Origin of the sequence: Oceanospirillum beijerinckii DSM 7166, from assembly GCF_000422425.1 — a bacterium.
GTDB lineage: Bacteria > Pseudomonadota > Gammaproteobacteria > Pseudomonadales > Halomonadaceae > Oceanospirillum > Oceanospirillum beijerinckii.
This window is the reverse complement of sequence record NZ_AULT01000005.1, coordinates 1-23,986: the sequence shown is the minus strand read 5'-3', so window position 1 is coordinate 23,986 and position 23,986 is coordinate 1. Positions and strand designations below refer to the sequence as shown.

Below are 23,986 nucleotides of genomic sequence, written 5' to 3'. Positions count from 1 at the left end.
GACCGAATAGATTGAATAAGAATTTACAGATATACCGGAAGAATAAACCTGCGAACAGGCCACAAGTTAAAGGAAACGCAGCGCTACCTAAGGTGTTAACACACGAGAGGAAAACGGATCAGAGAAACAGTGCGTATTACTGAACACTGAACGAATCACGTCTATTAAGAAGAAGCCCGCTATCAAAGCGTCTTCTTTTTCCCGTCACTGGCCTCTTTTAATCGCTGCAGTTCCGCTGCGACACCTTGATTGACCCGCAACAGCTCTTTACGCCACTGAGTGGTCTGCTCAAGATATTGACGTTCCTGCTGCCAGACACGGTATTCCAACTGATTAAGCCGCCGCTGCATACGCGTCAACTCAGATAAGGCCAGTAACCAGCGCAGCAGCTTGCCCAGGACAGGGTGTTTCTTGTTCTCAAACAACCAACGGCGTCGCTTTGAAAGTGTAAAACCTTCCAGCGTACGCCCCTTAGCCATCCCCTCTTCCGATATCATCAGGGTCATCACAATATCTTGCTTTGACTCCCCTGAGGCTAACCGCATCAGACCACTGGATAAACCGTCGTAATCCGGCATACGCCCCAGGCATGTGATATAGGCCTGAGTTATAAACTCTTCACCCTGTTTGTCAAACAGCGCTTGGGCGCTGAGGGCGAGGGACTGATCTGATGCCATTTCAGGCACCTCAAACAGTGACAGATCCAGCAACAGATCGGCTTGTTTATCCTGCACATGACTATTGTCCAGAACACTCTGTACCTGCCCTTCCAGGTTGTCGTAATCGATACCCGGATTATTACGTACAAACATAGCCTTCCTTAATCTTAATCCTTTGAAACCACAACATCAGCCTGAGCCTGCAGATTACACACACCAGCAAACGATGTACCCGTTGTACCTGCCACCTCAAAGCCCACGGCATCGTCCCACCAGTGATAACAGTCTTCGGTATGATTCTGCTGGCTGTGCAATGAAACACTTAATGTATAAACCCCCGGAGCCAGATGCATATCAAAACTAAACCGCATGCACTTGCGCTCTCCGGCGGATATGATGAGTTCATGCCCCAGAAGGTGAGTATTCGTGCCATAGAGATCCTGACCAAAGCGATCACGGAGCATAATCCCTACGGTCAAGTCCATCACGGTTTCTTGCGCACTAAACACCACATCAACCTGAGCTTGCTCACCGCAGGTCAGGCTATGACTACCAGACCCTAAGCCAATCAGGGATACCCGGTCACATACCACCTTACGATTACCATACTGATGACCATGGTCCTGACTATCAATCGCCAGCATAGCCTGATCTTCTGCTGCACTCATAATGCGGTAATAGTAATTCACACCCTCAGCAGGAGCACCACGATAGGCCACTTTCCCCTGCTCTAAAACGATAGTTTCATCACAGAGCATTTTAATGGCATTCATGTCATGAGAGACAAAGATAATAGCTCCGCCTTGCTGCTTAAACTGCTTAATTCTCTGGACGCATTTTTGTTGAAAACGCCCATCACCGACAGACAAGGCCTCATCAATAACAAAGCATTGAGGACTGGCATGAATACCTATAGCAAAGGCCAAACGCATGACCATGCCCGAAGAGTAAGTTCGCAACGGCTCATGGATATACTTACCCAGCTCTGAAAACTCGATGATCTCATCCCGGAGCCTGTTGATCTCATCATCGGTCATGCCCAGCAACAAGCCATTAATGCGGATGTTCTGTATGCCATTCAGATTGAAATCAAAGCCTGCCCCCAGCTCCAACAATCCCGCGATTTTTCCATAGCAATTAATCTGACCGCTGTCTGGCAATAGCACACCGGTTAACAGTTTCAGTAAAGTGGATTTGCCCGCGCCGTTCTTTCCCAGAATACCCAGGGTTTCTCCCGGTCGGATATCGAACGAGATGTCACGTAAAGCTTCATGGCGCTGATGATAGCTACGCCGCAAAATGACCTCTTTCAGGCGATCCAAAGGTTTGGCATATAAGCGAAAACCTTTACTCACGCCTTTAACTGCCACAACGGGGGGCGTCGCCTGCTCAAATGAAGTCACGTAGATCTTTCTCCAGCTTACCTAATAACTTATAAGCAACAATTAAAGCCAGGCCACCAATGCCAGCTGTCGCAATTAAATAACTCATCTCTGGCATTTTCTGATACAGGATCACCTGATGATAACTGTCTATAAACCAAAACGCCGGATTCCAGCTCATCAGCGTTTGCATCGTTTCCGGTACAATATCCAAAACATATACAATCGGTGTCGCCCAGAACCAAACCTGCAATCCCACATCAACCATCTGATTAATGTCACGGATAAAAACGCTCAGAACCCCACAAATAAAACCAATAGCCCATGCCATCATCTGATGTAGCACATAGATCACAGGTAACCAAAGCCATAACCAGGAAAACTGATAACCGATTAACACAAGAAAGACAGTGAAAAACAGGTAGGCGATAACAAAGATCACCGTTTCACTCACAGGAATATATAAAGGCAGCATTTTCAAAGACATGGGAACCTTTTTAATCAATGCGGCTTTCTCTAAAAACACTTTGGATGTACGCGACATTGTCGTGGAAAAGGCATTCCAGGCCAGAATACCGGAAACCAGATAAATGCTGTAACCATACTCGGTCAGGTCCGCCCCAAACGTCGCCAGCTTCATCCCCATAATCTTGGAAAAGATCAGTGTAAAGATCAAAATCTGGATCAAAGGCATCACAAGAGACCAGGCACCTCCCAGCAAAGAGCCTGAATAACGCTCAATTAGGTCCTGGCGCACAAAAGCAAGCAGCACATGAAGCTGCTGCCGGATACTGGGCTTATTCTGTTTGATATCATGAAGAGTCTGGCTAGATGAAGGCATATTTGGCATAAATGCTATAACTCAGTAGATAAATAGTTCCAAACTCAAGTGCTTTGCCCTGGTAAAACCCGGCACAGCGATCTTCTTTCAAGTTCTTCTTTCAAGTAAAGCAGGCCTGGACGCTTAAGGCAGATGCTTAGTCACTTTTGCGGGCTAACCGCTGCCGCTGTTGAGCCAAAATCCCCTTTAAGGTCTCACTCCAGGGGATCTCTGCTCTCCATCCGGTCATTTGTTGCAAGCGACGACTATCCGCCTGCACCGTAGGAATATCAGAGGGTCGCAGTCGTGTTGGGTCCAACTCGACCTGAATAGTTTCTGTTCCCAGCTTCAAGAGCTCATCCAAAATAGAGCGAATACTGCGGGGCTGACCAGAGGCAATATTAAACACGCTACCACTATCAATGCTCTCTAGCTGCCTGATCACAGTAAAATAGGCACTGATAACATCATCAACATCCAGAAAATCACGCTCTGCATCAAGATTGCCAACCTTGATGACGGCAGGCTGCAGACCGGCTTCAATCGCCGCAATCTGAGCGGCAAATGAAGGCACTACAAAATCCTGACGCTGGTGGCTGCCGGTATGGTTAAAGGGGCGCAGCCTTATGGTCTTAAGCCCTCCGCTCATACCGTATTGTCCCACCATCAAATCAGCGGCGGCTTTACTGGCCGCATAAGGGTTCAGAGGTTGCAGCAAGCTTGCTTCGGTGATTGGCTGGAGCGTTTTAAAACTGGCACCATAACAATCAGAAGACCCTGCATAGATAAAGGTGGTAGCCGGACTATATTTCACACAGGCCTGCAGCAGCATCAAAGTACCCGTAGTATTGACCGCCCAGGCTTTCTCTGGTTGCTCAAGGCAGGTCGGCACATGGGATAAGGCCGCCAGGTGCAGAATCACATCCGGCTGCAATGCCTCAATCTGACGACGGACATTATCCTCATCCAGCACTGAACCGTTAAAGCGGCTGAGCTGGGTTACACCACTACAGGCACTACCGGCCTGTGCAATGCGTTCGCAAAAGCGCTCGCCTACAAAACCGGTGCTGCCTGTCAGCAATAACGAGGTCATCAGCTTAAACGTTCCAGATCCGCTTCAACCATCTCTTTAATCATATCTTCCAAAGAGGTTTCCGCTTCCCAACCTAGTTGAGCACGTGCCTTACTGGCATCCCCCAACAAAATATCCACTTCTGCCGGACGGAAAAATGCTGGATCGATCACCAGATGCTCTTCCATATTCAGGCCGGCATAATCAAAAGCAATCCGGCACATATCGCGCACTGTAGTCGTACGACCGGTAGCGATCACATAATCATCCGCCTGATCTTGTTGCAGCATCAGCCACATCGCCTTCACGTAATCACGGGCATGCCCCCAGTCACGTTTCGCATCAATGTTCCCCAGGCGCAGTTCGGTTTCCAGGCCCTTTTTAATTCTTGCCACACCATCAGTGACCTTACGGGTCACAAACTCAAGGCCACGCAGAGGTGACTCATGGTTAAACAAAATACCGCTACAGGCATACATATCGAAGCTTTCACGATAGTTCACTGTCATCCAGTGCGCATACAGTTTGGCTGCGGCATAGGGGGAGCGAGGATAGAAAGGTGTTTTTTCCGATTGCAGTGGCTCTTGAATAAGGCCATACATTTCAGAAGTGGATGCCTGGTAATAACGGGCATCCGGTTTAATCAAGCGTAGCGCTTCAAGTACATTTACCGCACCTAAACCGGAAACCTGTCCGGTCAAAATAGGTTGATCCCAGGATGTTTTAACAAAGGACTGAGCACCCAGATTGAACACTTCATCGGGCTGAATGCGCTGTACAATGCGAACCAATCCCGATAGATCCAGCAGATCACCATCAACCAGCTCAACCTCTTTAGTGATTCCCAACCACTCCAAACGAACCAGATTTACCTCTGATGTACTTCGGCGAGGCACCAAGCCACACACATGATAACCTTGTGACAGTAGTAGCTGAGCTAGATAGGCACCGTCCTGCCCCGTAATTCCAGTAATCAGTGCGGTCTTCTGACTCATGATAAGCCCTTGTTTTCCTTTTAAATAAACTCAAAGTCGTTTGGATAGCTGTTAATCGCAGACCTTTAGAGTGAGAAAGATAGAAAAGATTCCAGACTTTATACTCAGGAGCGCCTGCCTCTTTCAGGCTAAGTGCAACGCTATCATTGCAGGCGGCATTATATACAATTAAAGCCCTTTGCACATACAATACCCCGTTCACAAGCCCGATCACTCCGCCCACCGGCCATCTTCAAAAATGATTTCAGCACATCATGGTTTTTAGCTCGTTCACCTTTATTTTTGCTTTCTTTCTGCCCCTGATTGTTATCATGGCGGGGTTCAGGTATTGCCTGAGCCAGGCTCTATCAACAAGAACAGTACTTCCAACCCAAGCTACCCAAAAAGCAACAGCCACCGCTACTGCCTCTCATTTGGAGACAACCCCCTCTGCAACCTCAGAGACTGTTTTCACGACAGGCACCACCACGTACACCCGATCGTGGCTCTCTCCTCAACAAATCACACGCAGTGCATTGTGGTTGATGATTTTGGCGTCTCTGACCTTTTACAGCTGGCAACGCCCTGATTACCTGCTGCTATTACTGGTATCCATTATTATTAACCGCCTGCTGGGCTTTCAAATTTCACACAAGCACAAGCAAGGCGATACCCGTACAAAAACCTGGCTGATAGTGGCGGTCAGCTTCAACTTATTGATGATCGCCTACTTTAAATATCAAAACTTTTTCATCGAGAACATCAATGCGCTGGGCCATACCGACCTGCCCTTAACCGATATTGCCCTACCATTAGGCATATCGTTCTTTACTTTCCAGCAAATTGCCTGGCAGATCGACCTTTATCAGCGCAAGGTAGATTATGGCAGCCATACTGATTATCTGTTTTTTGTCTCTTTCTTCCCTCAATTGATTGCAGGGCCTATTGTCCACTACCGCCAACTGGTCCCTCAGATTCAAAACCCTCTCTGGCTCAGCAACCGCTACCTGATACAGGGGTTCTTTCTCTTTGTACTGGGGTTGAGCAAGAAAGTACTGATTGCAGATACCTTAGCCCGCTATGTTGACCCGCTCTACGCCTCCGCTGAGCAACTAGCCTCAAACAACCAGCTGATGACAGCACCCGATGCCTGGGCCGCCGCCTTTGGTTATGGTTTACAGCTCTATTTTGATTTCTCCGGCTATGCGGATATGGCACTGGGCCTGGCATTGATGCTGGGAATACGCTTGCCATTTAACTTTATGTCGCCTTATCAGTCGGTTTCGATTGTTCAGTTCTGGCGCAGATGGCATATCACACTATCCCACTTTCTACGGGACTATATTTATATTCCACTGGGAGGGAGTAAAAAGGGCATTGCCAGGCAGTATTACGCACTTTTACTCACCATGCTGCTGGGCGGGCTATGGCACGGTGCGGGCTGGGCATTTGTCTTATGGGGTGGACTGCATGGTATCAGCCTGATCGTCAACCACGCCTGGCAACGGCTCTCTCCCTGGAAGCTGCCCGCACTGATCGGCTGGTTAATAACCTTTATACTTGTCATGGTGTATTGGGTGCCTTTCCGGGCAGAATCATTCGAAGTCAGCCTGCATATTTGGCACTCCATGCTGGTAGGCTCATCCGCAGGCCTGGACAGTCATAGCCTTACTCAACACCTATTACACTGGCTGCACGACTGGCGCATCCTGTTTGCAGCAAATCTGCCACTTTTCACCGGAGAAGGCATCAATGCGATCTATCAGCTTTGGCTGGAGCGCTTAATCAATCAACACCCGGCCTCTATCTGGCTTTATATTGCCGGTGCAGGCTTTATAGCCTGTATTCTGCCTTCCTCTTTTTACTGGATGAGAGTCTGGCCCCAATACAGTCAGTCCAAACTAAAAATAACACTCACCGGTGTTTACTGCTTTATTTTACTGGCGGCTTGCCTAAAGAGTATGTTGCTGAGCCCTGAACAAGTCTTTCTATATTTTAATTTTTAGAAAAAATCCGCGTAAACCCTCGCCCAATGCGCGGGCGGGGAGCAGTCACCCTGAGAGCTATTTTACCGAAATAGCGATCTGAAACACCTTGCGCCAGAGACAATTATGACAGCTAAAGAAACAGCGATGACAGCCACCGAGAACAAAGGCTCAACCGAGAACAGCAGAGACGACTTAGTCATTGCTCACACCACAGCTCAAGGGCAGTTTTTTCTTTATGCCGGGCTATGCGCAATGGTTGCAGTGGCAATAGCCTGGTACCTGCTGGTTATAGGTCAAGTAGGCGTCAGACTGCCAGGCAGTGCCTGGGTTGATCAAACCTATCAAAAGAAAAATAGCTACGCTTCAGCAATTCAGCAGCAAAAGGTACTGGTCATTGCCGGTTCCAATGCACTGTTTGGCATTAACTCCACCATGCTGAGTGACTATTTTCAAAAACCCGTAGTCAACCTGGGGGTTAATGCCGGACTGCAATTACCTCTGATTTTGAAACTGGCTACACCTTATATCAAGCCGGGCGATATTGTTCTCATGCCGCTTGAATACCCTATGTATTACTACAACGGTGACCTCACCCACGTTGAGGTGGATTATATTCTGAGCCATCAAGACCTGTTTGACAGTCTGCCTCTACTACAAAAAATCAAGCTACTGCTACACAGCCCCCTTAACCGCGTGATAAAGGGCTATATCGGCCTGCCTGAAAACTATGTTGTGGAGGGCTTATACGGCCCTCACAATATTGATCAGCACGGTGACCAGATAAACAGTGAGCGCGCTAAACGCAACGAGAACCAAACACGCACAGTACTCAACCATGGTCCCGAAGAGTATGGCAAGAGTGCGCAGAAGAGCGGCGAACAGGCATTAGGCTGGCGTTATCTGAAAGATTTCATTGCAACATACCAGGCGCAACAGGTTTGTATTATTTTTACCCCTCCTGCCTTTATGCGGCACCCCAGTTATCATTTGGATGATATAGAACGGAACTTTTACAGCGCCCTGCCACAGGAAGCCAAACAACATGGCCTGAATTACATAGGTACACCTTTTGATTTTATGTACCCCAGCGAGGATTTTTTTGACACTAATTACCATCTAACCAGCGAAAAAAGGGTCGAACATACCCAAAAGCTCATCGAACTGTTAGAATCTGGTGCCTTATGCAAAGATTTTAAAAGCGACTAAATGGCAAAATCTCCAAATACGATCAGGGTAAGAACCACTCTTTCCGAATTACGTAAGATTCCCTTATTGAGGGATCTGTCGGACCAGAGGCTGCATGAAGTTGCCAGTCAGATGCAAGTGCGCGCCTTCAGCAGGAACGATATCGTTATTCAACGTGGCAACCCATCTGAAAGTGCTGAGCTTTGCATTCTGCTCCAAGGCAGGCTGAAGGCTGTCGCTTACTCTCCAGGAGGTAAGGAAATAGGCTTTTCTTTTATCAAAGCTGGCGATCACTTTGGTGAAATGGCACTCATTGACGGCTTACCACGTTCAGCCTCAATCATCTCCATTGAAAAATCTCTTGTTGGTTTTCTTTCCACTGCAGTTGCGCGCCAGCTGATGTTTTCTGAGCCCTCTGTATCCGAAATGATCATGCGCAAGCTAACCACTATTATTCGTCAGTCTAATGACCACATCATTTTACTGGGTCATCAGCATGCTCTCAGCCGGATTTGTGCTCTGCTGCTACAGATTCAAAGCAAAGAAACGGATCGTAGCGCCCCTATCTCCATTCCGACACAACAGGAGATTGCCAGCATGACCAATACAACCCGAGAAACCGTCTCCCGTGTTTTCAGCCAGCTTCAGGAAGAGGGTGTCATTGAAAAGAGCGGAAAACAGGTCATTATCCACAATACCGGGCTACTTGAAAAACACATGCTTGAAGGCAGCTAACACTACAAAGCCTGGTGCACTACAAAGCCTGCATCACCAATAGTAATAGAGTGACACTGCCGCTTTATTTTGCTCTGTTTCAAAAAGAGCGATATCTGACCGTGTTCTGGACGCAGATGCAGATAACTCAATACTCGCCTGCTTTGTTATAAAGTACTCATAACTTAATCCAGAGGCATTGGTTGTCTTATTTCTTTTCTTATTACCCAGTATTTCTTCTGAGTAAGGCTTATCATCACTTTCTTGCTCATAACGGGTATAAGCGGACAGCGTGGCATTTGAGAAAGAATATAGCCACTCCAGACGAGCGCCATACCAGAATGTATCCCCACCGGCATGTGTATCTGATTTCCAATCCATACCACTCAAGAGGGTCGCAGAAAACTCACCGAAGTGATTATCACGCTTAACCTTAAACTGATTGGAGCACTTATTCACATCACCCACTTCAGAATCCCGATAGCGATTATGATCACAGGCTATTTGCACCTGAAAGGCACTGTCTTGTGTCAGACGCTTATCGTACTGAACCCCCAGCAGCAACCCTTGCTGATATATCCGACCTCTTTGCGAATATAAAATAGTACCCAGATTTAGTGAAAGACGTTCTCTTTTAGAATTATATACCCGCCCCCCATTCATCATTATCACACCACTATTATATCTGTCCTCCATATCATAAAAGCGCTTATTTGCAGATAAGCGCAAATAATAACTATCACTTTTTGTTTTAGATGTTGCAGAGTAGTTTTGGTAATCAAACTGCCAATAACCGCCGATATCAGAATAAGCATCCGCAATAGATTGACTTTCGTCGTCCAAATCAACCCGAATAATTTGCTGACCAAATACCAGATCAATACTGTGCCTTGAGCTTCCCGCATTAATGTTATCTGAATAGCCTTTGCTAATAAAAGCACCACCTCTGTTAGCGTACTTTGGCTGATACCACTGGGACCACTCCTTATATTTCGCGACAACCGCCACTAACCCCTCCGGTATCGTGAACCTCTTCTCCAACTCCCCTATGGCGTAGTGAACACCTTTTCTGTCACCGAGTCGAAAATAAGCTTCCGTCATATCCAACCAGGCACCAGCATGCCGGGAGTCCAACGCAACCACACGCTCAAATGCACTGACTGCCTGGCTGAGATCCCCCTTCTCAAGGGCAAGCAGACCCAGCTGATAGTTGAAATCGGAGTTATCAAAACAGCTCCCCTCCTGATCCTGATATTGCTGCAGCGTCTCCAGCCTATCAAGACAATCAACAGCCTTGACATCAGCAGAGAAGAAGAGTGCAGATACAGCTAGGAAGGTGTAAAACCTGAACATCAAGCCACCCTACTGTTCAAAATAGACACCATAGACTTCGACTGAATTCTCTCTGCCCGCTATTGAGATCTCTTGTATCGGCAAGAGATCAAACTCTTCGTCATCAGCATCCATGAGATAACCGACAGAATCACCTGTAATCAATATATCTACATCGAATTCTTTACAAAGCTTTTGCACCCTGGCGGCTAAACTGACAGCATCACCAATCACGGTATAGTTGTGCCGATATGAACTACCAATATCGCCAACAACAACCTCGCCGCTACTGATACCCACACCGACTTCCAACACAGGGCCACCTTCTGCTTTTAGTTTTACAGATAGCTCAGAAATAGAACGCTGAATACCGCAGGCCGCTTGAATGGCATTCTTTGCGTGTTCCGTATTTGACAAAGGAGCACCCCAAAAAGCCATCACGGCATCCCCCATATACTTATCCACTGTACCTTCTAACTGATAGATCTCTTTGGTCATACAATCTAAGGCTCGATACATCAGCTTTGCGACTTCTTCAGGTGGTCTTTTCTCAGCCAGTGCGGTAAACCCCCTGACATCTGCAAATAAAATCGTCATTACTTTTTTTTCTGGCCTAAGACCAATAATCTGCCCGGGATCACTCTCTATTTTGCTAAACACTTGTGCAGGCACGTAGGCCTTAAAAATATCAGCCAGACGTTTCTTCTCTCGAAAATCATGAATAGTCTGCCAAGGCAGGTAGATCATTAACAGCAACAGCAATAGGATAACTGGCTCAAAGAAAGTCAGATAGATACCTTCATACCAAAATCCGATATTAACCCCACACCATGCGGCAATGGTAAGCAAAGATAAAGGCAACACCCATCTAGAGGCATGCAACAGAGCCAACACGAATACAGTAAAAAACAACAGATCAACGAACTTAGTAAAGTGTGACTCCCAGCCTGGGGTAATAACCCAGGAATTATCCAGTAGGCCTTGCAAGATAACAGAGTGAATTTCTACAGCGGGGTAATTATTGGATAGAGGTGTCTCGATGCGATCATACATACTCGTCGCTGTTGAGCCGACAAAAATAAAACCACCCTCGTTAAGCGTGGCTTGATCGCTTAAAATATCAGTTGCAGAGGTATACGCAATACCACTACCAGCTGGACTATAAGGAATCCAGAGAGAGCCATCAGACCTTAAGGGAATTTTGATAATATCATTGATCAACCAATAGTCAGGCTGATGCCAACGACTTCCCGCTAGCGCCTCCCCTTTTACCAACTGATACTCTGGGGATAGGCCATACATATGCCTTAGCATAGCCAGTGGCAGCATCTCAAAACAGTTTCGACCATAACACACTAACGGCATAATTCTGCGAACTACGCCATCTGAATCAATAATGGGCGAAATATGCCCTGTAGCAAAGACCTTTGTTATTTGCGGCGTAACCCCCAAATAACCATCTGCCTGAATTTTTTTCATCAGAGCGTCCATACTCTGTTGGTCCTCGCCTATCAGCCTGACAGCACCATACAGCACCCCCTGACGATAGAACTCCTGCTTTCGTTTCGGTATCTCTGGACTGGCATCCTGGCTAAACTGAAAAGCCTGTGCCAATACAAAGGGATATCGCCCTACAACCTGATCCGTTGTGTATAGACGGTCGAAGTCTGTGAATAGCACATCGACCCCCACAGGGGCTTCATTGTGACTGATCTTTTCGAGCAACCCTGCAATTTGACTACGCGGCCAAGGCCAGCGCCCCTCTACAGATAAACTGTACTCATCAATATCAACAATTTGAATTCGATGATCCAGTTCATGATCAGAAGTATGGTCAGATAACCAGCGAACCTTTAAATCATAAGCCTGTTGTTCAAAAAAGAGATACCAGGCCTTATCTGTAAAGTCGGTCGACAGTATAAATACAGTAATCGAGAGCGTCAGGACACTCAGCCAGCGCTTATGCCTCAGCAGACTCAACACGCTAAAACAGCTACCTATCCCAATAGGTCGCACCGTAAATACGGCCATCAGGCATCACTTGCCGCTCAAATAAGAAGCCAGCATCGTTAACACCCTCATTGACAAACCCTTTTATATCTTCAGAGCGTATATTTCCACTGGAGTCAATAATCCCCTGATCTTCAAAATGATACCCTCTCAATGAATCCGAGTGGACCTTAAAGGAAGTAGAGAATGTGCTTTTACCAAAGTCCAGACTTAACGAACCATCTCTAAGCGTAGCTTGCTCAATCTTATCACTGGTGACATATACGGACTCAAAAGCTGATAAGTTAAAGTTGAAAGTATCTGAATCTGGATACTCTCTGTTTTCACCGTTTTGTCTAAACAGCACAAAATAACTGTTCTTACTATGCTCGCTATAGCCTGAATGCCCATACGTTAAGGCATCAATATTTCCAGATGGCTTAGTGTGGTCAGACCAGCGTCCCCATTTTACACCCGACGAAGCACCATATTGCCTGAATACGGGTTTTTTCTCAGACAGAGGATCGCTATCGTCCGGCTCAATAGTCGTGGATTCGCTGGATTCTATTATGCTGTTATCCACTACCTCAACAATTTCAGTAATCTCATCATTCGGAGATTCTGCGCCAGCATAATTCCCGCCTTCTTTATCCTCACTCTCAACTGACGAGTCTACAACCGTATCTGCGGGAGTTTCTTCCAGATGCTCAGATACAGATGCCCCCGCTGATTGAGCGGCACCAGTCTCATTGGCCGAACCATCCGTTGCAGGTACACCTACTGAACTATTTGATGAAGAGCCACTTGATGAAGAGCCATCCGATGAAGAGCTACCTACAGAAGAACCATCTGCGTAAGAGCTATCTGCGTAAGAGCTATCTGCCACAGACACCTCTGCCGGGCTATCCGCAACAGATGCGTCTGCTGATACATCAGCGACTTCTGCAGGCTCACCTGCTGATACCTCTAGTGGGCTATCTGTTTCCACAGCAGCAATATTATTGCTATCAGCTGCATTATCAGAATTATCGTGCTTCCCGCCCGTACTATCAGATGCCTCTAATTCCTGCGGATCATTAACGGCAGAAATGTGTAAATCATCCTCACTGACAGAAACCGGTTGCGCAGATGTTTTTTCTTTACTCTCATGATCCACGTCTACTTCAGGTTGAACACCTCTTCCAGCCACTGGCACACCCGAGCCGGTGTTTTTTTCCTGATCAACAACAGCAATTTCCGTATTTTCAACCATCGTATTCTCTGTACTATCCAGAGAAGCCACTGGCTCAACTGAAGCCACTGGCTCAACTACCAAATCCTGATCTTCTTCACTAGACACGGCGCTCTGTGTAACCGGATCCTGAAGAGACACCACTGATGAGCCTATTGCTGGTACCGATTCAATAGCTGTCTCACTATTCTCTTTTAAGCCCTCGGCATCATCCTGTGCTATAGCCTCTTTATGTTCAGGGCCACTGTCATTCAGAGAGTCTGCCAGACTGCCAGCCTGCACAAGAGCGACTACCTGAACATCCTTAGCAACCTGATGTTTTGATAAAGACTTACTTCTGACAAGGTTTTCCATTTCATCTGCTGTTGGCTTGAGGTATTCCAGCGAGCCCTCCCGTATAACAGGGATGCGCAGACCTCTGCGCAGCTCAATATAAGCCTCATGCTGAGCAAATAGCTCCAGTGCCTTATTACCTTCACAAGGCCCTTCACCCGACATGCGACAACTGTCTGAGAACGGACTAATCACAATCCCCCCCCCGGGCCACAGCCACCTGGGACTGGTTCACATCAGTGTAGACCGTAAAGTCAGTGCCTCTTACGCCAATGGCCGCAATAGGAGTATTGAGACGAAAACGCTTGCGATTACTCTCCCCAGCCTTACCCGTGACACTTCTTACGACCCCTTCTTCAAGAGATAGGTTAACCTTATTTTCCTCAGGGTTTTCCGGATTGTACTTATAGCTATTAATCCGTAAACGACTATTTGAACGCAGACTGATAAATCCACCATCAATCATCTTGAGCTGCAAAAAACCTGTTTCTGCTGTACTTAACACATCTCCAGCATACAGGGCCGTGCCTCTCTTAGGTTTAATAGGATGACTGCCTGCAGCATCCTGTTTCCAACGATCCCCTACAGCAAACAGCACTTCACCTATGGCTTCTTTCTCAGTAGCATGCACCAATGATGACAGACAAACTGCACAACTCATTAACAGCACAAATAGTGTTCTGGGCAGGTTTTTAACCGCACAATGGTCTAGCACCGTCATAATAGAAGTCCTGATAAGAAAAACCTTAAGCAATGTATCACAGCCATAAATGGCGCTTAAACAAAAAATCAGAGCAAAAAGCCGACATAAAGTGAATCAGCTTGATATTGCAGCCATACTAGCCAAGAGACGTTTTGCTGATGCCTCCCAACTCCACTCCTGAGCTCTCCGATGTCCTGCTTCAGCTTTTTGCTGGCGTAACTCGTCATCCGTTAACATCCGATGCAAACCATCGCGTATGCTTTCAATATTCGTTGGATCAACCAGCTCTGCACACCCACCTGCAACCTCTGGCATAGAGCTGCAATCGGAAGCAACAACAGCCGTGGCTGCTGCCATTGCTTCGGCAATAGGCATACCATAGCCCTCATAAAATGAAACATAGGGCATCAGGGTTGCCCCCTGATAAAGTGCAGGCATATCCTCTTGAGCTATATACCCTAAATAACGCACCTCACCGCTTTTAACTAAAGAAGCTAACACCGCTTCAGTTTCATCAGTTAGCCAACCTCGACTCCCTACTAATAGCAAAGGAAATCTTTTACGTATCGCATCTGGCAATGAAGCATAAGCCTTTAGCAAGCCAACAAAATTTTTCCTTGGCTCCATAGTGGCAACCGAGAGAATATAATCCGATGGCAGACTATACTTTTCTTTTACTTCAGCCTGCTTTTGTACGTCGACATTATAGAATGATTCATCTACGGCTGGAGAAACGATGTCAACTGGCTGGCTCGGCTGCCAACAGTCCAATATCTGTAGCCGGGTAAACTCCGACACAGCAATCAAGCGATCAGCATGATTCAACGTAATATCAAGACCGCTATTTAACTCCTCAATACGCTCTCTTGGGTGATACTCGGGATAATAGACATGAGACAGATCATGTATCGTTGCTAATGACTTACCTGAAAACTCCTGCATGACATAATTAGGTTCCCAATATATATAGTCATTATAACGCTCTAATACATGCTCAGACTTACGTCTCATCAAAACATTTTTTAAAGCACGCGCATATGGAATTTTTTTAATATATGGTTTCAAAAAACTCAATACAGAGCGCAAAAGGCGTATTTTTTTTACATTAGCATCAGCAGAATAATTATCAGCTTTTTCTTCTTTTTTCCCTTTCTCAAGCCAGCTTATCAACTCATCTCTGTCATAGACTCCAAATACATCAAAGCCTTTTATATCTTGAATACCTACAGATACATCTGGGTTCATCAGGAGCTGAATCAATAGCTGCTTAGTGGAATGACCAATCCCCGTTAATGGAGGTGCTAACGACGAAACATTAACTAATAGTTTCATAGCTGACTTTGTTTTACCTTTTCAATAAAATTTTTCTGAAACATCTTTTCAGAAAAACGCTCTGCATTTTCCCTACACTGCTGACGAGAAAACACTTGTAGCTCAAAACAGTGCACTGCCTCAATTAAACTTTGCGCGCTCTGCTCAGGAAAGAACACACCACTTTCTTCAGATACGCTATCCAGAGCCCCACCTTTGCCATACGCAATAACGGGAATACCGCAAGCCTGGGCTTCTACCGGCGCGATACCAAAATCCTCTTCAGCAGCAAAAATAAACGCCTCTGCACCTCTAAGCTGCTGCCTCAATATATCACCGGCGCAATAACCCAATAACTCAATATTGTCAGCCTGAGCCGCAATCGCAGAAACCTTGTCATATTCCGGGCCATCACCAATGATTCTGAGTTTCTTATCCGGCATATTGGCAAAGGCTTGTGCAATTAAATCAATACGCTTATACGGCACCATCCTAGAGGCTGTTATATAGTACTTCTCAGAGCCCGGTGTATTAACGCTGTCCGAACCTTCAGCCGGACAAAAAAACTCTGTATCCACGGGAGGATGCACCACCTGAGCTAAACGGCGATAACATTTATCAATACGCCTGGCGATAAAAGAGGAGTTGGCTATAAAAAGATCAACCCCGGCACTAGTGCGATAATCCCATAAACGTAACTTGTGCAGCAGATAGCACATCACCATCTGCTTTAGCTTGCCCGCACCGGATTCTTTCAGGTATTGATGCTGCAGATCCCAGGCATAACGCATTGGAGAATGACAATAACAAACATGATACTGATCAGGCCCTGTTAAAACACCCTTGGCCACGGCATGACTGCTTGAGATCACCAGATCGCAACCAGACAGATCAAACTGCTCAACAGCAATCGGCATCAGCGGCAAATAGTTACGATAGTGCTTTTTTGCACCAGGCAGGCGCTGAATGAAGCTGGTATTAATGTGACGCCCCTGCAACTGCTTGGCCATCTCCTCATCAGGAAAATAAACCGTACTATAGAGATCCGCGTCAGGATACACACGCAGCAGTTGGGCCAATACCCTCTCAGCTCCGGCCCAAGTCACTAACCAATCATGAATAATGGCAACTTTCATCGTCTAATTTCAGAGCTGTCGAATTAGCCCCTCCCATAGGTAGGAGCCAATACAATAGCGCTATTCTCCTTAGCACTCTTGCCCAACAACCCGACCATAAACGTCATCTAAGCGCACGATATCGTCTTCTCCCAGGTAGTCACCGCTTTGCACCTCTATTAGCACAAGATCAATCACACCGGGGTTTTCCAAACGGTGTTGGTGCCCTGCAGGAATAAAGGTGGATTCATTGGTATTGAGAAAAAATTCACGCCCATTATGCTCAACACGCGCCATGCCACCGACCACAACCCAGTGCTCACTACGGTGGTGATGCATCTGTAAAGACAGGCGTTGGCGGGGTTTCACCACGATACGTTTAATTTTAAAACGCTCATCTTCTTCCAATGTGGTGTAGGTTCCCCAAGGGCGATGGACCGTTTTATGCACTAAATGAGCATCATGACCACTGCGAGACAACTCACTGACAATCTTCTTCACATCCTGAGCCGAATCTTTGTGAGCCACTAGCAAAGCATCATCAGTATTCACAATAATCAAGTCATCCACACCAACCGTTGCCGTAAGCGCACAAGGGCTGTGAATCGTGGTATTGCGGGAATCTAAAGCGATCACATCGCCGAAGACACGATTCCCCTGCTGATCTTGCGGCAGTAATTCACTAAATGCAGACCATGATCCAATATCACTCCAGCCGAAGTCTCCCGGTACAACAGCAACACGGTCCGACTTTTCCAACAACGCATAGTCAATAGAGATATCTTCAACCGCTCTGAAGGTATCTAAGTCCAGTTCCAGCTGTTCCAACAGTTTACCCGAAGTGACCTCAGACGCCGCCAGGGTTTTCCTGACACTCGCTAATAACTCTGGCGCATGGCGCTCCAGTTCACTCAACACATAGCCAGCAGTAAAACAAAAAATACCGGCATTCCAGAAATATTCACCACTGGATACATAGGCCTGAGCCGTTTCAAGATCAGGCTTTTCCACAAAGCGATTCACAGGATAACCCTGGACAAAATCACTCTGCGGGAAGCTATTCATATCAAACTCTTTCGCGGCCTGTATATAACCAAAGCCTGTTTCCGGCTGATCGGGCTGAATGCCGAAAGTCACTAAATAGTTTTTAGCAGCCAATGCCTGCGCTGCCTGCACCGCTTGTGCAAAAGCGGTTTCATCCAACATCAAGTGATCAGCAGGCATCACTAACAGACAAGCATCATCGCCATACTGAGCCTGAATATGTAATGCCGCAGCAGCAATTGCGGGAGCGGTATTGCGTCCAATCGGTTCCAGCAGATAGCCTTGTTTTAACAATTCAGGCAGCCGCCCCTCCCCCTGCAAACGATCAAACTCATCACGGGTGTGAAAATACAGATCCCGGTTTGTAACCGTTAATACTTTCTCAACACCTGGCAGGGCTGATGCGCGCTGAAAGGTACGCCCCATAAGTGTGCCGCCATCAGGTAGAGACATAAAAGGTTTAGGGTGTAGTTTTCTTGAAGCAGGCCATAAACGACTACCTGCACCTCCGGAGAGCACAACAGGAACCAAAGACATAATTACACCCATAAACACCAATATATTTGAAATTTTAAAAAGCTAAGTGCACATCGCATCACTGTGAAGACTAGGGCTGTGCGTTTAAAAAGCCGTTAAATACCGTCATAATGACGATGCGTATATCCAATAGAAACGACCAGTTATTGATATAGTAGAAGTCATATTCCACACGCTTCCTCATGGCATCATCGGAGTCGGTCAATCCCCTTAAGCCATTCACCTGAGCCCAGCCAGTAATACCCGGCTTAACCCTGTGGCGCTGCATGTAGTCATCAATTACTGTAGAGTAATAGGAGTTCTGTTCAGGCACATGAGGCCTGGGGCCCACAATCGACATACGCCCCTGTAATACATTAAAAAACTGCGGCAACTCATCCAAACTGGTCCGTCTTAAAAAATGCCCCAGGCGAGTGACTCTCGGATCACCATGCCGGGCCTGTGCAAACTTGTTCTCAGGACCAAAGTGCATCGTTCTAAACTTGTAAATCTTGAATAACTTACCATCCAGCCCCTGACGATATTGCTTAAACAACACGGGGCCCGGAGAAGTTAGCTTGATCAACACCGCAATAACAAACATAACTGGCGTACTGATCAGAAAAAGGATAAAACCTAAAATATAATCTTCTATCGCCTTAACCACTCGCGCACCACCTTCAAATGGTGTTTTGGACAGATCCAGAGCAAATAAAGGGCCGATCTCTGTTACCCGGTGATTAAACAAACGGAAATCCGACAGATCTGGCAAATAACGGATATTAATCGTTAATCGATTCATCCGTTCATGTAGCGACCTGACGATATGGCCCTGTGAAACCGGTAGTGCAATCCAGGCTTCATCATACTCACCATCAACGACTAACTGATTCAGATCCTGAGCCAAAGCACTCTCGTCAAGTACAACAACAGAGCCATCATGGCTTTTATTTGCACGCACGATATAGTCGCCAGCAAAAACAAAACCAAGATTACTTTGATTCGCCAGTTTGGACCGGACTCTCTGGCAAGACTCCACTGAACCTATCAGCAATACTCTTTTTTGATCCAACCCCCGCTGCCTGACCCAACGGGCAAAGCTGTATAGCACCAGGCGGGCAGAAACAGAGACACAAAAACCGATCAACACCCACAGCAGCATCCAGCCCCGGGAAAGGTCAGGCAAGGTCTTTAACATGGTAACCATAAAGATAAAAACCATACTGGCAAGTAGCCAGGACATACCCAGCTGCAGTGCGAGTTTAGCCTTGTGCACCCCTCGCCATGAGCCATATAAACGCCCGACATATGCCGCAAAAAAGTAGCACAGAACCCCTAAAGGCAGATGACTCAAATAGATACTATGAAGATCGGGAGTTAGCATCAAAACGCTTGCAAAGAAGCTGGCGGCAAGAACAGCAATTAAGTCGCTTAGCTGCGGCAACATCAGCGGTAGGATAGTGCTGTTAAAAGCAAACTTTTTCATTAATACATTCAGGTAATAAAGCGATAGGAAGCACGCCCGACAATAGGCGCATGGCACTGATACAGCACACATAAGTCGGGCATACTAGCACCCACCCAACAAACTCCGCAAGCATGCGCCAAAGATCTGGCCGACGTTATCAAATTCTGACTCACAGTGCATGCGGGATAAAAATCAGAAAAGGTCACACAACTCGATCTAACATCCTTTGTCATGCCACTCATTTTCACACATTAATCATAGAGTTATGTATGATCTTTGTTTATAAAATGTAGGAAAAGCTTTTTGATGGTCGCAAAGAGAAGCCCAGATAACAGTATACAAACAGAAAGTGGGCAGAAAGCGGGCACTCCAAGGCAAAGCCCTGGAGTGGACAAGCCGAATAGAGTTAATCCAGCTTAGACAGATCCCGCACCGCCCCTTTATCCGCGGAGGTTGCCAACTTAGCGTAAGCTTTCAGCGCTGCAGACACTTTACGTGGACGCTCTTGAGCCGGTTTCCAACCCAGTTTGTCCTGCTCCGCACGACGCGCCGCCAGCTCTTCGTCAGACAGCAGTACATCAATGGTACGGTTTGGAATATCGATACGAATAATATCGCCATTACGCACCAGACCAATGGCACCACCGGCAGCCGCTTCTGGTGAAACATGGCCAATAGACAGACCCGAAGTACCGCCAGAGAAACGACCATCGGTCAGCAGTGCACAGGCTTTACCCAGACCTTTAGACTTGATGTACGACGTTGGGTACAGCATCTCCTGCATACCCGGGCCACCCTGTGGGCCTTCGTAACGCACGATCACCACATCACCGGCTTTTACCTTATCATCCAGAATGTTGGCGACCGCTTCATCCTGAGATTCTGTGATATGAGCCGGACCCTCGAATACCAGAATAGATTCATCCACACCCGCAGACTTCACCACACAACCGTCCAGTGCAATATTACCGTGCAGAACCGCCAGACCACCTTCCAGAGAGAAGGCGTGCTCCAGAGAACGGATACAACCGTTGGCACGATCACCGTCCAGTGTCGGCCAGCGTGCTGCCTGACTGAAAGCTGTTTGGGTCGGAATCCCCCCGGGACCCGCTTTATAGAACTCCATCACGGCCTCAGACGGATTGCGCATAATATCCCACTCATCCAGCGCCGCCTTCATATCCGCAGAGTGCACTGTAGGAACATCCGTGTGCAGCTTACCGGCACGGTCCAGCTCACCCAGAATCCCCATAATACCACCGGCACGGTGTACATCCTCGATATGGTACTGCTGAGTGTTCGGAGCCACCTTACACAGCTGCGGTACTTCACGGGACATACGATCGATATCCTTCATGGTGAAGTCAATTTCCGCTTCCTGAGCAATCGCCAGCAAGTGCAGAATAGTGTTGGTGGACCCCCCCATGGCGATATCCAGCGCAATGGCGTTTTCAAACGCTTTAAAGCCGACATTACGTGGCAGAAGACGATCATTGTCCTGCTCGTAGTATTCTTTCGCCATCTCAACGATGCGATGACCGGCACGCTTAAACAGCTGCTCACGATCCGCATGTGTCGCAACCACAGTACCGTTACCCGGCAGCGCCAGACCCAGGGCTTCAGCCAGACAGTTCATGGAGTTAGCCGTGAACATACCGGAACAGGAACCACAGGTCGGACAGGCAGAACGCTCAACCGCATCCACCAGCTCATCCGATGCATTTGGATCAACCGCCAGCACCATAGCATCCACCAGATCCAGCTTATGCTCCGCCAGCTTGGTTTTACCTGCTTCCATTGGACCGCCGGACACAAAGATCACCGGAATATTCAGACGCATCGCTGCCATCAGCATCCCCGGTGTGATCTTGTCACAGTTAGAGATACACACCATGGCATCGGCACAGTGAGCATTGACCATGTATTCCACAGAGTCGGCGATAATGTCACGGGATGGCAGGCTGTACAGCATGCCGTCGTGCCCCATAGCGATACCATCATCAATAGCGATAGTATTAAACTCTTTCGCTACACCACCGGCCTGCTCAATTTCACGGGCAACCAGCTGGCCCATATCTTTCAGGTGAACATGGCCCGGTACAAATTGAGTAAAGGAGTTAACCACCGCAATAATGGGTTTTTGAAAGTCATCATCTTTCATACCAGTGGCGCGCCACAGGGCACGGGCGCCTGCCATATTACGACCTGCGGTGGAGGTTTTTGAGCGGTACTCGGGCATGGGTATTCCTCAAACAGCTATTTTCAATGACCGCCGTACTGCATTTCAGAGCGCGGTCGTTTCATCAGTTTAGTGTTAGCACTTGCAGGTGACGTTTTACCATTGTGGAGCGCTGTTGGCTAGGCACAAGCCAAATCTACAGCAGGCAAAGCCTGGAATGTTTTTAGTAATCCACCCGAAATAAAATAGGCCTCTAGCGAAAACGACTAAAGAGCACCTGAAAACAGACCGTTTTTTACTGCCGTCTCTGATCTATAATCAAGCAATAACAATTATTTGAGGGAGACGCTGCCCCCACAGCAGCCAAGGAGAATAACCATGCTGATAGGCATACCCAAAGAGATCAAAAATCAGGAATACCGGGTTGGAATGACACCCGGCGGTGTTGCCGAGCTGACCCACAGAGGCCACCAGGTACTGGTGCAACAAGATGCCGGTAGCGCGATTGGCTTTAACGACCTGAACTATCAGGCCGCTGGTGCTGAGATTGTCAGCGATGTGCAAACACTGTTTAACCGCGCAGAACTCATCGTCAAAGTAAAAGAACCGCAGGCAGAAGAAATTCAACGTCTGAGAAGCGGCCAGGTACTCTTCACCTATCTGCACCTGGCACCGGACCCGAACCAAACCCTCGGCCTGATCAATTCCGGCTGTACGGCCATCGCCTATGAAACAGTGACCGATGATCATGGTGGCCTGCCGTTGCTAGCCCCAATGAGTGAAGTAGCAGGGCGGCTCTCGGTTCAGGCCGGTGCCCGCTGTCTGGAAAAATCCATGGGAGGTTGCGGTGTACTACTGGGCGGTGTACCCGGCGTTGAGCCTGCACACGTCACTATTATCGGTGGCGGTGTTGTAGGTGAGAATGCGGCACGCATGGCCATTGGCCTGGGCGCTGAGGTTACCATTCTGGATCGCTCTATTCCCAAAATGCGTGAGCTGGATGCCCGCTTCCAAGGCCAGTGCAAAACCCTGTTTTCCACCAAAGAGTCTCTATTGGCCTGCATTCGCCGTAGCGACCTGGTAATTGGAGCGGTACTGGTGCCTGGGGCTGCTGCTCCGAAACTGATCACGCGCCAGATGCTGAAACAGATGATGCCGGGCAGCGTACTGGTAGATGTCGCTATTGACCAGGGCGGCTGCTTTGAAACCAGTCGGGCTACCACTCACGATAATCCCGTCTATACTGAGGAAGGTATCGTGCACTATTGTGTAGCCAATATGCCTGGAGCGGTTGCGCGCACCTCAACCCTGGCATTAACCAATGCCACCCTGCCATTCGTTTTGGCGCTGGCCGACAAAGGTTGGCAACATGCATTAAAAGACGATAAGCATTTGATGAATGGGCTAAATATTCATGCGGGACAGGTAACAAATCAGGCAGTGACGCAAAGTCTGGGCTATGCTTACATTAATCCGACAAAGATCGTCGGGTGATACAGGTCTTTTGCTTAAGTTGTTAGCGGGATTACCATTCCCGCTTTTTTTATACCCTTTGATATCAAGATCTTATACCATTTCTGATAAACCCCTTGATATCCGAGTAGGTTGGATAAGCGAAGCGCCATCCGACACTGGCTCCTACTCTCGGTTATTGTCGGAAGGCGCCTTGCGGCTTTTCCGACCTTGTATCTCTCCGGAAATCAGGGTTAGCTACCTTGATGACCTGTAGAGTCCGGTGATGTTGGTTCCGACCTTAGTGTTTGACGCTGTAATGTAGATAAACGCCCAGACTCTCATTGTTCTCATACATTGAATGGTATCCAAGCACCTGTTTTCAGTGATGCTGCATATACAAGGTAAATGAGAGATGCATTATATAGGTATTGATATTAGTAAAGCTAAACTTGACTGCTGCTGGCTGCGTGATGTCGACAAAAGCAAGTTTAAAACCAAAGTTTTCAAGAATGTATC

At 47.4% G+C, this 23,986-nt stretch carries 18 protein-coding genes; 4 read left to right on the top strand and 14 right to left on the bottom strand.

The genetic code is table 11. The annotated features are described in order from the left end of the window. Positions 1-182 precede the first annotated feature (182 nt). The 5 genes from H579_RS0100095 to gmd form a co-directional block, all read right to left on the bottom strand. A complete protein-coding gene (locus H579_RS0100095; RefSeq protein ID WP_028298977.1) occupies positions 183-812 on the bottom strand; it encodes a DUF4214 domain-containing protein in 630 nt (209 codons plus the stop codon). A gap of 14 nt (positions 813-826) precedes the next feature. Next, positions 827-2,062 carry an ABC transporter ATP-binding protein gene (locus H579_RS0100090; RefSeq protein WP_028298976.1) on the bottom strand — a complete coding sequence of 412 codons (1,236 nt, stop codon included), beginning with the start codon at positions 2,060-2,062 and terminating at the stop codon, positions 827-829. Then, positions 2,049-2,882, bottom strand: coding sequence for an ABC transporter permease (locus H579_RS0100085; RefSeq protein ID WP_084623763.1), 834 nt, complete (start codon positions 2,880-2,882; stop codon positions 2,049-2,051). Before H579_RS0100085 ends, H579_RS0100090 begins: the two co-directional genes overlap by 14 nt. A 136-nt stretch (positions 2,883-3,018) precedes the next feature. After that, positions 3,019-3,954, bottom strand: coding sequence for a GDP-mannose 4,6-dehydratase (locus tag H579_RS0100080; RefSeq protein WP_028298974.1), 936 nt, complete (start codon positions 3,952-3,954; stop codon positions 3,019-3,021). After that, positions 3,954-4,928: a GDP-mannose 4,6-dehydratase gene (gene gmd, locus H579_RS0100075; protein ID WP_028298973.1), complete on the bottom strand. Its 975-nt coding sequence runs from the start codon at positions 4,926-4,928 to the stop codon at positions 3,954-3,956. The genes H579_RS0100080 and gmd overlap by 1 nt, the downstream gene beginning before the upstream one ends. A gap of 524 nt (positions 4,929-5,452) precedes the next feature. Between gmd and H579_RS23565 the strand changes: the two genes are divergently transcribed. The 3 genes from H579_RS23565 to H579_RS0100060 all read left to right on the top strand — a co-directional run bounded on the left by H579_RS23565 (position 5,453) and on the right by H579_RS0100060 (position 8,815). Then, positions 5,453-6,913: an MBOAT family O-acyltransferase gene (locus tag H579_RS23565; protein WP_051227158.1), complete on the top strand. Its 1,461-nt coding sequence runs from the start codon at positions 5,453-5,455 to the stop codon at positions 6,911-6,913. 105 nt (positions 6,914-7,018) lie between these two features. Next, on the top strand, positions 7,019-8,101 hold the full coding sequence (locus H579_RS23560) for a hypothetical protein (RefSeq protein WP_051227157.1): 1,083 nt from the start codon (positions 7,019-7,021) through the stop codon (positions 8,099-8,101). Continuing rightward, on the top strand, positions 8,102-8,815 hold the full coding sequence (locus tag H579_RS0100060; protein WP_028298972.1) for a Crp/Fnr family transcriptional regulator: 714 nt from the start codon (positions 8,102-8,104) through the stop codon (positions 8,813-8,815). It begins immediately after the preceding gene. A 33-nt stretch (positions 8,816-8,848) separates the two neighbouring features. Here the strand turns inward: H579_RS0100060 and H579_RS0100055 are convergent, their stop codons facing one another. The 9 genes from H579_RS0100055 to ilvD all read right to left on the bottom strand — a co-directional run bounded on the left by H579_RS0100055 (position 8,849) and on the right by ilvD (position 22,075). Then, the gene (locus H579_RS0100055; RefSeq protein WP_028298971.1) at positions 8,849-10,147 is read right to left on the bottom strand and encodes a tetratricopeptide repeat protein; all 1,299 of its coding nucleotides are present in this window, start codon (positions 10,145-10,147) and stop codon (positions 8,849-8,851) included. A 9-nt stretch (positions 10,148-10,156) separates the two neighbouring features. Beyond that, complete coding sequence (locus tag H579_RS0100050) at positions 10,157-12,157, bottom strand: adenylate/guanylate cyclase domain-containing protein (protein ID WP_084623720.1); 2,001 nt, start codon at positions 12,155-12,157, stop codon at positions 10,157-10,159. Continuing rightward, positions 12,120-13,874, bottom strand: a complete 1,755-nt coding sequence (locus H579_RS27465) for a hypothetical protein (protein WP_157834518.1) — start codon at positions 13,872-13,874, stop codon at positions 12,120-12,122. The genes H579_RS0100050 and H579_RS27465 overlap by 38 nt, the downstream gene beginning before the upstream one ends. Next, positions 13,867-14,400: a FecR family protein gene (locus H579_RS27460; RefSeq protein ID WP_028298968.1), complete on the bottom strand. Its 534-nt coding sequence runs from the start codon at positions 14,398-14,400 to the stop codon at positions 13,867-13,869. The genes H579_RS27465 and H579_RS27460 overlap by 8 nt, the downstream gene beginning before the upstream one ends. Before the next feature lie 96 nt (positions 14,401-14,496). Further along, positions 14,497-15,714 carry a glycosyltransferase family 4 protein gene (locus tag H579_RS0100035; protein ID WP_028298967.1) on the bottom strand — a complete coding sequence of 406 codons (1,218 nt, stop codon included), beginning with the start codon at positions 15,712-15,714 and terminating at the stop codon, positions 14,497-14,499. Further along, positions 15,711-16,829: a glycosyltransferase family 4 protein gene (locus H579_RS0100030; RefSeq protein WP_028298966.1), complete on the bottom strand. Its 1,119-nt coding sequence runs from the start codon at positions 16,827-16,829 to the stop codon at positions 15,711-15,713. Before H579_RS0100030 ends, H579_RS0100035 begins: the two co-directional genes overlap by 4 nt. A 69-nt stretch (positions 16,830-16,898) precedes the next feature. Further along, the gene (locus H579_RS0100025) at positions 16,899-18,389 is read right to left on the bottom strand and encodes a mannose-1-phosphate guanylyltransferase/mannose-6-phosphate isomerase (RefSeq protein WP_028298965.1); all 1,491 of its coding nucleotides are present in this window, start codon (positions 18,387-18,389) and stop codon (positions 16,899-16,901) included. A 70-nt stretch (positions 18,390-18,459) separates the two neighbouring features. Continuing rightward, a complete protein-coding gene (locus H579_RS23550; RefSeq protein ID WP_051227156.1) occupies positions 18,460-19,854 on the bottom strand; it encodes an undecaprenyl-phosphate glucose phosphotransferase in 1,395 nt (464 codons plus the stop codon). Positions 19,855-20,242: 388 nt separating this feature from the next. Continuing rightward, on the bottom strand, positions 20,243-22,075 hold the full coding sequence (gene ilvD / locus H579_RS0100015) for a dihydroxy-acid dehydratase (protein WP_028298964.1): 1,833 nt from the start codon (positions 22,073-22,075) through the stop codon (positions 20,243-20,245). Between the two features lie 318 nt (positions 22,076-22,393). Here ilvD and ald point away from each other — a divergent pair, with 318 nt between their 5' ends. Continuing rightward, on the top strand, positions 22,394-23,509 hold the full coding sequence (gene ald / locus H579_RS0100010) for an alanine dehydrogenase (protein WP_028298963.1): 1,116 nt from the start codon (positions 22,394-22,396) through the stop codon (positions 23,507-23,509). Positions 23,510-23,986: the final 477 nt, after the last annotated feature.

What these genes read in the sequence shown, in the direction of transcription:
- H579_RS0100095 (WP_028298977.1), bottom strand. Translation starts at nt 812, where the DNA reads ATGTTTGTACGTAATAATCCGGGTATCGATTACGACAACCTGGAAGGG.
- H579_RS0100085 (WP_084623763.1), bottom strand. Translation starts at nt 2,882, where the DNA reads ATGCCTTCATCTAGCCAGACTCTTCATGATATCAAACAGAATAAGCCC.
- H579_RS0100080 (WP_028298974.1), bottom strand. Translation starts at nt 3,954, where the DNA reads ATGACCTCGTTATTGCTGACAGGCAGCACCGGTTTTGTAGGCGAGCGC.
- gmd (WP_028298973.1), bottom strand. Translation starts at nt 4,928, where the DNA reads ATGAGTCAGAAGACCGCACTGATTACTGGAATTACGGGGCAGGACGGT.
- H579_RS23565 (WP_051227158.1), top strand. Translation starts at nt 5,453, where the DNA reads ATGATTTTGGCGTCTCTGACCTTTTACAGCTGGCAACGCCCTGATTAC.
- H579_RS23560 (WP_051227157.1), top strand. Translation starts at nt 7,019, where the DNA reads ATGACAGCTAAAGAAACAGCGATGACAGCCACCGAGAACAAAGGCTCA.
- H579_RS0100060 (WP_028298972.1), top strand. Translation starts at nt 8,102, where the DNA reads ATGGCAAAATCTCCAAATACGATCAGGGTAAGAACCACTCTTTCCGAA.
- H579_RS0100055 (WP_028298971.1), bottom strand. Translation starts at nt 10,147, where the DNA reads ATGTTCAGGTTTTACACCTTCCTAGCTGTATCTGCACTCTTCTTCTCT.
- H579_RS0100050 (WP_084623720.1), bottom strand. Translation starts at nt 12,157, where the DNA reads ATGGCCGTATTTACGGTGCGACCTATTGGGATAGGTAGCTGTTTTAGC.
- H579_RS27460 (WP_028298968.1), bottom strand. Translation starts at nt 14,400, where the DNA reads ATGACGGTGCTAGACCATTGTGCGGTTAAAAACCTGCCCAGAACACTA.
- H579_RS0100035 (WP_028298967.1), bottom strand. Translation starts at nt 15,714, where the DNA reads ATGAAACTATTAGTTAATGTTTCGTCGTTAGCACCTCCATTAACGGGG.
- H579_RS0100030 (WP_028298966.1), bottom strand. Translation starts at nt 16,829, where the DNA reads ATGAAAGTTGCCATTATTCATGATTGGTTAGTGACTTGGGCCGGAGCT.
- H579_RS0100025 (WP_028298965.1), bottom strand. Translation starts at nt 18,389, where the DNA reads ATGTCTTTGGTTCCTGTTGTGCTCTCCGGAGGTGCAGGTAGTCGTTTA.
- H579_RS23550 (WP_051227156.1), bottom strand. Translation starts at nt 19,854, where the DNA reads ATGAAAAAGTTTGCTTTTAACAGCACTATCCTACCGCTGATGTTGCCG.
- ilvD (WP_028298964.1), bottom strand. Translation starts at nt 22,075, where the DNA reads ATGCCCGAGTACCGCTCAAAAACCTCCACCGCAGGTCGTAATATGGCA.
- ald (WP_028298963.1), top strand. Translation starts at nt 22,394, where the DNA reads ATGCTGATAGGCATACCCAAAGAGATCAAAAATCAGGAATACCGGGTT.